Source organism: Streptomyces sp. NPDC007162 (assembly GCF_040634175.1).
Lineage (GTDB): Bacteria > Actinomycetota > Actinomycetes > Streptomycetales > Streptomycetaceae > Streptomyces.
The window spans coordinates 1-9,783 of the sequence record NZ_JBEYFC010000354.1; the positions used below are offsets into that span (position 1 = coordinate 1).

Annotated in this window: 9 protein-coding genes; 5 read left to right on the forward strand and 4 right to left on the reverse strand. The window is 70.8% G+C overall.

Annotated elements, in window-relative coordinates:
- The coding region (locus ABZ646_RS31865) for a PQQ-binding-like beta-propeller repeat protein (RefSeq protein ID WP_360526502.1) at window positions 1-1,394 on the forward strand (1,394 nt) is incomplete at its 5' end.
- Between the two features lie 15 nt (window positions 1,395-1,409).
- On the opposite strand, the gene nadA is transcribed toward ABZ646_RS31865, so the two are convergent.
- Window positions 1,410-2,594: a quinolinate synthase NadA gene (nadA, locus tag ABZ646_RS31870; protein WP_360526505.1), complete on the reverse strand. Its 1,185-nt coding sequence runs from the start codon at window positions 2,592-2,594 to the stop codon at window positions 1,410-1,412.
- A gap of 240 nt (window positions 2,595-2,834) precedes the next feature.
- Here nadA and ABZ646_RS31875 point away from each other — a divergent pair, with 240 nt between their 5' ends.
- On the forward strand, window positions 2,835-3,191 hold the full coding sequence (locus ABZ646_RS31875; protein WP_030951236.1) for an iron-sulfur cluster assembly accessory protein: 357 nt from the start codon (window positions 2,835-2,837) through the stop codon (window positions 3,189-3,191).
- 60 nt (window positions 3,192-3,251) lie between these two features.
- Here the strand turns inward: ABZ646_RS31875 and ABZ646_RS31880 are convergent, their stop codons facing one another.
- Window positions 3,252-5,225, reverse strand: coding sequence for a hypothetical protein (locus ABZ646_RS31880; RefSeq protein ID WP_360526508.1), 1,974 nt, complete (start codon window positions 5,223-5,225; stop codon window positions 3,252-3,254).
- A gap of 119 nt (window positions 5,226-5,344) precedes the next feature.
- On the reverse strand, window positions 5,345-5,554 hold the full coding sequence (locus ABZ646_RS31885) for a hypothetical protein (protein WP_360526511.1): 210 nt from the start codon (window positions 5,552-5,554) through the stop codon (window positions 5,345-5,347).
- A gap of 131 nt (window positions 5,555-5,685) precedes the next feature.
- On the opposite strand from ABZ646_RS31885, the gene ABZ646_RS31890 reads away from it, so the two are divergent.
- Window positions 5,686-6,660 carry a carbohydrate kinase family protein gene (locus tag ABZ646_RS31890; protein WP_360526514.1) on the forward strand — a complete coding sequence of 325 codons (975 nt, stop codon included), beginning with the start codon at window positions 5,686-5,688 and terminating at the stop codon, window positions 6,658-6,660.
- A gap of 88 nt (window positions 6,661-6,748) precedes the next feature.
- Here the strand turns inward: ABZ646_RS31890 and ABZ646_RS31895 are convergent, their stop codons facing one another.
- Window positions 6,749-8,125, reverse strand: coding sequence for an aminotransferase class V-fold PLP-dependent enzyme (locus ABZ646_RS31895; RefSeq protein ID WP_360526517.1), 1,377 nt, complete (start codon window positions 8,123-8,125; stop codon window positions 6,749-6,751).
- Between the two features lie 307 nt (window positions 8,126-8,432).
- Here ABZ646_RS31895 and coxB point away from each other — a divergent pair, with 307 nt between their 5' ends.
- Complete coding sequence (gene coxB, locus ABZ646_RS31900) at window positions 8,433-9,392, forward strand: cytochrome c oxidase subunit II (RefSeq protein ID WP_360526520.1); 960 nt, start codon at window positions 8,433-8,435, stop codon at window positions 9,390-9,392.
- Window positions 9,389-9,783: cbb3-type cytochrome c oxidase subunit I (locus ABZ646_RS31905; RefSeq protein ID WP_360526523.1), on the forward strand; the 395-nt coding region annotated here is incomplete at its 3' end. The genes coxB and ABZ646_RS31905, both read left to right, overlap by 4 nt.

Genomic DNA, 9,783 nt, shown 5'->3' on the forward strand with positions numbered 1-9,783 from the left:
GCTGGCCGTCCGGGGCCGCGACCGGCCCGGGCGCCGACGCCGACCCGGCGACCGGCTCCGGCTCCGGCCGTCGCCGGGGCCGCCGTACCCTCTGGACGGCGGTCGGCACGGTGGGCGCGCTGACGCTGGGGCTGCTGGGGTACGTCCGGTTCGGACCGGGTTTCCCGGACACCCCCCGGGCGGCGAGCTCCGCCACGGCCACTCGCTGGACCGCGCTGCCCGCCGGCTGGCGGCCCTGGCAGACCACGGTGTTCAAGTCGGCGGACCGGGGCGAGGCCAAGGCGCTGGGCGCGGCCGACGGCGCGCCGCCGGACAGCCAGTCCGCGTGCCTGAGCCAGGGCGACGCCGTCTACTGCGGAGGCGACGGAGTCCTGCCGGTACGACTGGACGGCCGGACCGGCCGGACGGCCTGGCGGGCCTCGCTGGCACCGCCCGGCACCGACTACACCGGGTACAACTCCTCGGTCCTCGGGGTGCACGACGGCGTGGTCGTGGTCCACGAGGCCATCTCCAAGGAAGGCGCCGCGAGCAACCCGGCCTACGTCGTCGCCCTGGACGCGGCGAGCGGCGACGAACTGTGGACCCGCAGGACCTACGACGACAACGTCGGCCTGGTCATGGCGGGCGACGTGGTCCTGACCGCCGAGCACGACGGCCGGACGGTGACGGCCCGCGTCGCCCGCACGGGCGAGGCGCGCTGGACCATGAGCCTGCCCACCGGCACCTACTGCACGTTCGTGTCGGCCGGCACCGGCCTGTACGCCCAGTGCTACCCCACGAACCAGAACGCGAAGTACGCCCTGGTCCTGCAACTGGACCGCACCGACGGAACGGTCCTCGCGCGTCAGCAGGTCCCCTTCGAGAGCGGCTTCCTCGGACTCGTCGACGGCCACCCGGCCCTGGTCCTGGCCGCCGACGAGAGCGGCTCGGTGTCCCTGGAGGACTCCACGTTCGCCAGGATCCTCCTGACGGACCCGGTGACCGGCGGCCGGTCGACGACGAAGCTCGCGAAGACGTACCAAGGCTCGGTGACGCTGGCCTCCGACACGCTGTGGGTCACGGCCTCGAACGGCCAGGTCACGGCGGTGTCCCCGCGGACCGGCAAGGAACTCTGGCACACCCGCACCAGCGTGGAGAACTCCGGCTCCCCGACCTACGACCCCCGCACGCACACCCTGTACCTGGCCAGTCCCAGCGGCCGGGTGGCCGCCGTGGACACCCGCAAGGGCTCGCTCCTCTGGCAGACCGACCCCCGGGTGCAGCGAGCCTCGACGGGCGGCGCGGCCGATCCCCAGGCCCTGCTCTACGGGGGCGCGCTGACCGTCGTGACCCCCGACGGCACCCTGTTCAGCCTCGACCCCGCGCACCCCGAGCGGAAGTCCGGCTCGGGGTGACCCGCGGGGCGGCGGCTACGGCAGCGCCAGCATCCGCTCCAGCGCCAGCTTGGCGAACGTCTCCGTCTCCTTGTCGACCTCGATCCGGTTGACCAGGTTGCCCTCGGCCAGCGACTCCAGGGTCCACACGAGGTGGGGGAGGTCGATGCGGTTCATGGTCGAGCAGAAGCAGACCGTCCTGTCGAGGAAGACGATCTCCTTGCCCTCCGGGGCGAAACGGTTCGCGAGCCGGCGGACCAGGTTCAGCTCGGTGCCGATGGCCCACTTGGAACCGGCGGGCGCGGCCTCCAGCGCCTTGATGATGTACTCCGTCGAGCCGACGTGGTCCGCCGCCGCCACGACCTCGTGCCGGCACTCCGGGTGGACCAGCACATGGACACCCGGGATGCGCTCGCGCACGTCGTTGACCGAGTCCAGCGAGAAACGGCCGTGCACCGAGCAGTGGCCGCGCCACAGGATCATCTTCGCGTCGCGCAGCTGGTCGGCGGTGAGGCCGCCGTTCGGCTTGTGCGGGTTGTAGACGACGCAGTCCTCCAGGGACATGCCCATGTCCCGCACCGCCGTGTTCCGGCCCAGGTGCTGGTCCGGCAGGAACAGCACCTTCTCGCCCTGCTCGAAGGCCCACTCCAGGGCCCGCTGCGCGTTCGACGAGGTGCAGATGGTGCCACCGTGCTTGCCGGTGAACGCCTTGATGTCCGCGGACGAGTTCATGTACGAGACGGGGACCACCTGCTCGGCTATCCCGGCCTCGGTCAGCACGTCCCAGCACTCGGCGACCTGCTCGGCCGTCGCCATGTCGGCCATGGAGCAGCCGGCGGCGAGGTCGGGCAGGACCACCTTCTGGTCGTCCGAGGTGAGGATGTCGGCGGACTCGGCCATGAAGTGCACACCGCAGAACACGATGTACTCGGCCTCCGGGCGGGCGGCCGCGTCCCGGGCCAGCTTGAAGGAGTCGCCCGTGACATCGGCGAACTGGATGACCTCGTCGCGCTGGTAGTGGTGGCCGAGCACGAAGACCTTGTCGCCGAGCTTCTCCTTGGCCGCGCGGGCCCGGGCGACCAGGTCCGGGTCGGACGGCGAGGGCAGGTCGCCGGGACACTCGACACCCCGCTCGCTCCTCGGGTCGGCCTCACGGCCGAGCAGCAGCAGGGCGAGCGGAGACGGCTGTACGTCGAGCTCCGGGGTCTGGGCGGTGGTCACGACACGCACCCTTTCTACTTTTCGTCGTTCTGACGTTATCTATCATAACTGCTTCACGTCACTTTGACGATGCCCATAGCGTCGATGTGACATCAATCCCGGTGCCGCACATGTGCGAGCATGAAGAGGTAGAGAAGAAGCGAGAACGCGAGAACGCGAACGCCGGCCCGGAATGAATCAGCGGACCCGTCGGTTGCACTCGTCGGCAAGCAGTCTCCGTACAACCCGGGAGAGATGTAGATGTCCGTATCGGACGAGACCAGCACCGCCACCGACGGCATCATCCTGAGTGACGCCGCCGCGGCCAAGGTCAAGGCCCTGCTCGACCAGGAAGGGCGCGACGACCTCGCCCTGCGTGTCGCCGTCCAGCCCGGTGGCTGCTCCGGCCTGCGGTACCAGCTCTTCTTCGACGAGCGTTCCCTCGACGGTGACGTCGTCAAGGACTTCGGCGGCGTCAAGGTCGTCACCGACCGGATGAGCGCCCCGTACCTGGGCGGCGCGTCGATCGACTTCGTCGACACCATCGAGAAGCAGGGCTTCACGATCGACAACCCGAACGCGACGGGTTCCTGCGCCTGCGGCGACTCCTTCAGCTGAGCCGACGGACGCCCCTTCCGGGGCCGCCGCCTTCGGGCGTTTCTCAGGCCGGCTGCGGGTTCACCCTCGACCCAGCTGCGGGTTCAGCGTCGTCGCCCGCTCCTTCGGTACGGCCCTGCCGTCCGTGCCGACCACCTTCCGGCCGTCCAGCGGCGCGTCCAGACGTACCGCCTGGTGGTACTGCTTGGCGATCATCACGCAGACCTTGTCCGGCCAGGGGGTCGCCGTGACCTTCACCACGACCTGCTCCGAGCCCTCGTCCGCCGTCACCTTGTAGTCGGCGCACACCCCGCCCGTGAAGGCCACCACCAGTTCGCGGTCGTCCGTGGTGTAGGCGTCGGCCTTCACGTCCCTCGGCGCGGCACTGGCGCTCGCCGAGGGGGTGGCCGCCGACGCCAGGTACTTCGGGTCCACCGCCGGATAGGTGACCGTGTAGGCGTCCGCCGACCCCGCCCCGCGCACCTGGAACAGCCAGGACGGCACCAGCGCCTGCCGGCCGGCCACCGACTGCGCGGCCAGCCCGAACACCGCCTTCTCGACCACCGCCGAGGAGGCGGACGGCGTCGACGCGGAGCACGGCTGCTCCAGCCGGTCCTTCAGCGGTACGGAACTGGCACAGCCGCCGATGCCCATCCGGTGCCCGGTGCCCGGCGCCGCGTTCAGCAGCGCGAGCGTCCTGGACGCGTCCAGCACCGGATACGTGTCGCCCTTGACCGGCGCCGCCAGCATCCCGTCGCCGCCGACCAGCTCGCCCTGCCTGCCGACGGTCAGCCCGGTCGTCCAGCCGTACGTCGGCAGGCCGCCGACCACCGGATCGGCTTTCACCACCCGCTGCGCACCCATCACCTGGCTCGTGTCCAGCTTCGCCGAGTCCTCGCCGAGCGCCCTCAGTACCGGAGCCGCCGCCTTCTGGGCCACGGCGGGGCCCACCGGGGCACCGGCCGGCGCCGCCGGATCCTTGACGCAGGTCACGGTGGACTCGCAGTCGTCGGTGCCGGGGGCGTAGTGGCTGTACGTCCAGATGCCCGGGGCTGCCCTGTTCACCTGCAGGGACCCGCCGGAGCCGTCGTTGTCGGTGCCGACCTTCCACACCTGCCCCTCGGCCACCGGCGCCCCGGTGATGCCGAGCGCCTTCGCCAGCGCGGCCACCCGGTCCTTGGAGACCTCACCGGACGGCTGGTACACGGCAGCCGATGCGGGCCCGCCGGGGAGTGTGCCGCCGGCGCGGTAGGTCACGCCGTACGGGTTGGGCTCACCGGGGGCTATGCCGTTGCCGCCGGAGGAGTGGCCGTCCAGGGCGAGCGCCGGGGGAGTGGTGCCGGCGGCGGCCCCTGCGCCGCTGCCGGTGCCGTCGCTCGACACGAGGTAGGCGCTTCCGCCGCCGACCAGGAGTACGGCGGCGGCCACGGAAACGACGACGAGAGCGGCCGGCCGACGCCGGACGGGCCGCCCGTCACCGTCCCCCTCGGAAGGAGAGAGCAGCCGCGCCTCGGAGACCGCCCCGGCACCGGAAACCCCTTCTTCCGACGCCACGCCGCCACGTGCCTCCCCTTCCGGACCGGCTGCCGAGCCGCTGCCTGTTTGCGACTCCGCACCGACGCCCGCTTCGGCCTTCGGCCCGGCTGCGGGGCCGGGGGTGGTTTCCGGGGCTGTGGCGGTGGTTGCTGCGGGTTTCGGGTCGGCTGCCGGGTTGCTGACGGTTTCCGGCTCCGCGTCGACGCCTGCTTCGGGTTTCGGGTCGGCTGCGGGGCCGGGGGCCGTTTCTGGCTCACCAGCGTCAGCCGGTCCGGCCTTCGGGTCGGCCGGGCCTCCGGCAGCTTTTTCCGATGTCGGGGCGGGCGTGGGGTCGGCGGCCGCCTCCGGCGCCGGGGCGGCCGGGCTCCGGTCGGGGGTCCCCTTCGGCTCCGGAGTGTCGGGTGCGGCGCCCTCGGTCGGGTCCGCGGTGGACCGCGCCTCGGCCCCGTCGGCCTCCGGCCGCTGTCCGGTGACGCCCGCGGCCGCGTCCTCGTCGTTCTCGGGTCGCTCGCTCTTCACCGCATCGCTCCTTGCCGTGTCGTATCCCGCCTCCCCTGCACGGGGGACGGCGATGGGACGCGGAAGGGGGGCGCGCGGTTCCCGGGGAACGCGCCGGGCGGAACCTGGCGGTGCGCCGCCTAGTCGCCGTACTCGGACATCGCGTCCAGCAGCCGGGCGGACTTCTTCGGCACGGTCACCCCGTGGATGAGTGACGGCGGCACCGGCCGGGCATCGCTGTGATCAGGAACCACCCAGTGCGGGGCCATCCGCGCGCAGTCCCCGCGCAGCGACGCCAGGTCGCCGTCGAGGTCGGCCGGAGCGGAGGCGTGGACCTTGAGGTTCGTCATGACGGCACCGTATGCACGGCGGAGGCCGCGAAGAAAGATCTACTATCGGGTAGTTTTGGCACCTTCAGGACGCCCAGCCGACCCGGTAGCGTTAACTGTCATTCACGCCTCCCCTCAGGAGAGTCCCAGCCGTGCGCATCGCAGTCACCGGCTCCATCGCCACCGACCACCTCATGACCTTCCCCGGCCGCTTCGCGGACCAGCTGGTCGCGGACCAGTTGCACACGGTCTCGCTGTCCTTCCTGGTCGACAACCTGGACGTGCGTCGGGGCGGTGTCGGCGCGAACATCGCGTTCGGCATGGGACAGCTCGGCACCCGGCCGATCCTGGTCGGCGCGGCGGGCTTCGACTTCGACGACTACCGGGCCTGGCTCGACCGGCACGGCGTCGACACGGAGTCCGTCCGCATCTCGGAGACCCTGCACACCGCGCGTTTCGTGTGCACGACCGACGCCGACCACAACCAGATCGGCTCCTTCTACACGGGTGCGATGAGCGAGGCCCGGCAGATCGAGCTCAAGACGGTGGCCGACCGGGTCGGCGGCCTCGACCTGGTCCTGATCGGGGCGGACGACCCCGAGGGGATGCTCCGTCACACGGAGGAGTGCCGCGCCCGCGCGATCCCGTTCGCGGCCGACTTCTCGCAGCAGATCGCCCGGATGGACGGCGACGAGATCCGGATACTGCTGGAGGGTGCGACGTACCTCTTCTCCAACGAGTACGAGAAGGGGCTGATCCAGACCAAGACCGGGTGGACCGACGAGGAGATCCTGGCGAAGGTCGGCCACCGGGTCACCACGCTCGGCGCGCGCGGGGTGCGGATCGAGCGGGTCGGCGAGGAGGTCATCGAGGTCGGCTGCCCCGACGAGGAGCGCAAGGCCGACCCGACGGGCGTGGGCGACGCGTTCCGCGCGGGGTTCCTGTCGGGACTCGCGTGGGGGGTCTCGCTGGAGCGGGCGGCTCAGGTGGGCTGCATGCTGGCGACGCTCGTCATCGAGACGGTGGGTACGCAGGAGTACCAGTTGCGCCGGGGGCACTTCATGGAGCGGTTCACCAAGGCGTACGGGGACGAGGCGGCCGAAGAGGTCCGGGGTCATCTGGTCTGAGTCGCGGATGCGGCGGCGTGGGGGCTGGTCGCGCCCACGCGGCGGCAGCCGCAGGTGGACACAGCCCCGCGCCCCTGAACGGGGCGCCTCAGCTGATCCGGCGTACCAGGTACGCCGTTCCCTGCTCCGCCTTCTCCTCACCCTCGTACTCCTGTCCCCGCATCTCGCACCACGCCGGGATGTCGAGACGTGCGGCCTCGTCGTCGGACAGGACCCGCACCCTGCCGCCCACCGGCACGGTGCCGATGACCTTCGCGAGTTCGATGACCGGGATCGGGCAGCGCTTGCCGAGAGCGTCGACGACCAGCACATCCGCCTCCGAGACAGCGACCGGCACCGGAGCGCCCAGCTTCTCCCGCACCCCCGCCACCAGCCCCGGCAGCACCTCCAGGAACCGTTCCACGTCCGCCTCCGCCGCACCCGCGGGCAGCGACACCCGTACGTTCCCCTCGCTCAGGACACCCATCGCCCTCAGGACATGGCTCGGTGTCAGGGTGCTGCTCGTGCAGGACGATCCGGACGACACCGAGAAACCCTCCCGGTCCAGCTCATGCAGCAACGTCTCGCCGTCGACATAGAGACAGGAGAAGGTGACGATCCCGGGCAGCCGCCGCTCCGCGTCCCCGACCACCTCCACGTCCGGCACCGACTCCGCCACCCGCGTCCGGATCCGCGCCGTCAGCTCCCGCAGCCGTACCGCCTCCTGCTCGGCCTCCGCCCGCACGGCCCGCAGCGACGCCGCCGCCGCGACGATCGCCGGCAGGTTCTCGAAGCCGGGCGCCCGCCCCGACTCCCGTTCGTCCGCAGCCCCTTGGGCGGCGAACCGCACGCCTTTGCGTACGACGAGCAGCCCCACCCCGGCCGGGCCGCCCCATTTGTGCGCACTCGCCGCGAGCAGTGACCAGTCACCCTCCACCCGCCCCCACCCCAGCGACTGCGCCGCGTCCACCAGCAACGGCACCCCGGCCGCCCGGCACGCCTCGGCCACCTCGGCCACCGGCTGCACGGTGCCCACCTCGTGGTTGGCCGACTGGAGACAGGCGAGCGCGGTGTCCGGGCGCAGCGCGGACGCGTAGGAACCGGCGTCCACCGCTCCCGTCCGCGCCACCGGCACCTGGGTCACGGCCCCGCCCTCCGTCTCCCACAACTCGGCCGAATGGAGGACGGAGGAGTGTTCGACGGCTGACACGATCAGGTGGCGTCCCGTCCGGCGGCGACCGGCCAACGCCCCGGCGACGCCCGTATGTACGGCCCGCGTACCCGAAGAGGTGAAAGTCAGCTCGTCCGGCCGGCAACCGACGGCCTCGGCCGCCGCCTCCCGCGCCGCGTCCAGCAGCATCCGCGCCCTGCGGCCCTCGCGGTAGAGACGGGAAGGGTCGGCCCACCCGTCGTCCAGAGCGGCCAACAGCGCTTGCCGGGCGACGGGATGGAGAGGAGCGGCGGAAGCAGCGTCAAAGTAGGACACGCAGCAACGTTAAAACGTTCCTCAGGGCAGCTGACGCAAGGGGCGCTGGGGGAGGAAGCGCGCAACCAGCTCCCACGTACCCGCACCCGCACCGCAAACCGCGACAACCCGAGCTATTGGGCGCCCATTCCCACCCCAACCGAGTGACAGGCGACGCGTATGCCCCCCTCCCCGCGAAGCCTCAGAACGCGTCGGCTAGGGTTTGGTCCGCATAAACATCCAAACCCCTGCCCGACGCAGGGCGGCGACCGACCAGCGAGAAGGCCGCAGCCGAACCGCGCGGGCGAGACTCTCGGGAAGGCGCTACGTGAGTCCCAACGGCTCCGACCGCTCGCCGCGGCGCCCGATGCGGCGGAAGCTGCTGCAGGCAATGACCGCGGGCCTGGTCCTTGCGACCGCTACCGGTTGCACATACAAGGACTTCCCCCGCCTTGGTATGCCCACCCCGACCACGGAAGAGGCTCCGCGGATCCTCTCCCTGTGGCAGGGGTCCTGGGCCGCCGCGCTCGCCGTCGGCGTGCTGGTGTGGGGTCTGATCATCTGGAGCGCCATCTTCCACCGGCGCAGCCGCACCAAGATCGAGGTTCCGGCCCAGACCCGGTACAACATGCCGATCGAGGCCCTGTACACGGTGGTCCCGATCATCATCATCTCGGTGCTGTTCTACTTCACCGCGCGCGATGAGACGAAGCTCCTGAGCCTCAGCAAGAAGCCCGACGTCACGGTCAACGTGGTCGGCTTCCAGTGGAGCTGGGGCTTCAACTACATCACGCCCGTCGACGGTGTCACCGGGGACGCGAAGACCGACGCGAACCTGAACGCGATCCCGGACCGGTTCAAGAAGGACTTCCCGGCCGCCGCCGGCGGTGTCTACGACGTCGGTACGCCGGGTACCAAGAACCCGCAGACCGGCAACCCCGGTCCGACGCTCTGGCTCCCCGAGGGTGAGACCGTCCGCTTCGTCCTCACCTCGCGTGACGTCATCCACTCCTTCTGGGTGGTGCCGTTCCTGATGAAGATGGACGTCATCCCGGGACACACCAACGCGTTCCAGGTGACCCCGAACCAGCAGGGCACCTTCCTCGGCAAGTGCGCCGAGCTCTGCGGCGTCGACCACTCCCGGATGCTGTTCAACGTGAAGGTCGTCTCCCCCGAGCGGTACCAGCAGCACCTCAAGGACCTCGCCAAGAAGGGGCAGACCGGTTACATTCCCGCCGGCATCGCGCAGACGAGCCACGAGAAGAACCGGGAGACGAACAACCTGTGAGCATCCTCAACGAACCCCAGGGTGCCGCGGCAGCTGAAGGCTCTTACGCAGATGAGCTGCCGGTCAGGCGCAAGCAGCCCGGCAACGTGGTCATCAAGTGGCTCACCACCACCGACCACAAGACCATCGGAACGCTGTATCTGGTCACGTCGTTCGCGTTCTTCCTGATCGGTGGAGTGATGGCGCTGCTCATGCGCGCCGAACTCGCTCGCCCCGGTCTGCAGATCATGTCGAACGAGCAGTTCAACCAGGCGTTCACGATGCACGGCACGATCATGCTGCTGATGTTCGCGACGCCGCTGTTCGCCGGCTTCACGAACTGGATCATGCCGCTCCAGATCGGCGCGCCTGACGTCGCCTTCCCGCGGCTGAACATGTTCGCCTACTGGCT

Coding starts and splice junctions, on each gene's coding strand:
- ABZ646_RS31875 (WP_030951236.1), top strand. CDS start 2,835: ATGTCCGTATCGGACGAGACCAGCACCGCCACCGACGGCATCATCCTG.
- ABZ646_RS31885 (WP_360526511.1), bottom strand. CDS start 5,554: ATGACGAACCTCAAGGTCCACGCCTCCGCTCCGGCCGACCTCGACGGC.